Annotated in this window: 1 protein-coding gene; it reads left to right on the forward strand. The window is 47.4% G+C overall.

Going from position 1 to position 1,095, the window contains the following annotated elements; translation table 11 throughout:
* On the forward strand, positions 1–960 hold a 960-nt coding region (locus D6694_05610; protein RMH44600.1), incomplete at its 5' end, for a glycosyltransferase.
* Between the last annotated feature and the right edge of the window lie 135 nt (positions 961–1,095).

The raw sequence follows: 1,095 nt of genomic DNA on the forward strand, positions 1-1,095 counted from the left end.
GCTGTGAAGAGTGCGTTGGCGCAAACTTATGAAGACATGGAGATTATTATTTCTGATGATTGTTCGACGGATGGTTCTTACCAGCGAATTCTGTCCACATGCAAGCTTTACCCTAATGTTCGGCGCCTCGTTCTTCGCCGAAACTCGGAGAACCTTGGCATAGTTGAGCACCTTAATCGCTTGGTGCGGCTTGCTAGTGGGAGGTTGATCGTCGTCGGGGCTGGGGATGATGTTGCCATGCCTGATAAAACAAGGCGCCTTGTTCAAGAGTGGAAGAGATCAGGTGCCTTAGTGTTTGGGTGCAACCCCAAAGTAATTGATGCTGAAGGAATTCCGATAGGAAGATTTTATTCAGGTAATATCCCAGAGAGTTTCGATTGTATGGCCATGATCAGGCGCAGAAATGCCGGACTATTTCTTTGTGCCTTTGATCGAAAGGTGTTTGATGTGTTCGGCCCCTTGGATGCAGAGCAAGATCTTGAGGATCAGGTAATCCCCTTTCGCGCTTCGCTTCTTCGAGAGAATGGGATACAAGTTATCAATGAGCCATTGGTTTACTACAGGGCCCACCATGATAGCATCGTCGCTTCTTTAAGGTTTTCCCATAACAGCAAGCCGTTAGAGGTGTTAAGAAGAAAGATATCAGGTTACGTGCTGCTGTATCGTAGCTGGCTTCACGATTTGAATAAGATAATGTCGGTTAATCCTGATAAGTTCCTAAATGAGAAAAAGTCGCTTAGCAAGCGACTGACAATTATGGAGTCAATCGAGAAAGTCGTGATGGGCGATAGCATTTCGTCCCGGTTGCATGCTTGGAGAGCAGGGGTGTCGTCTAAGAGCGTTCCCGGTTACTATGCCTTGCCATTACTCGCATTGGTGCTATTTCCGGAGTTCACAGCTACAATGGCAAGTTCTTTTCATTGGTTTCTTTATTTGAGAAGGCCCGAACGCGGAGTATGATATCGGAAATTGGAACTTATGATGTCTAGCGTTTCCTCGATCGTCATCGTCAATTTCAATGCCGGCGAGCTGCTGAGGCATTGCGTTGAAGCGGCATTGGCTTCGACCGCAAGGGTCGAGGTCATCGTCGTCGAC

The organism is Gammaproteobacteria bacterium (genome assembly GCA_003696665.1).
In the GTDB taxonomy this organism is placed as follows: domain Bacteria; phylum Pseudomonadota; class Gammaproteobacteria; order Enterobacterales.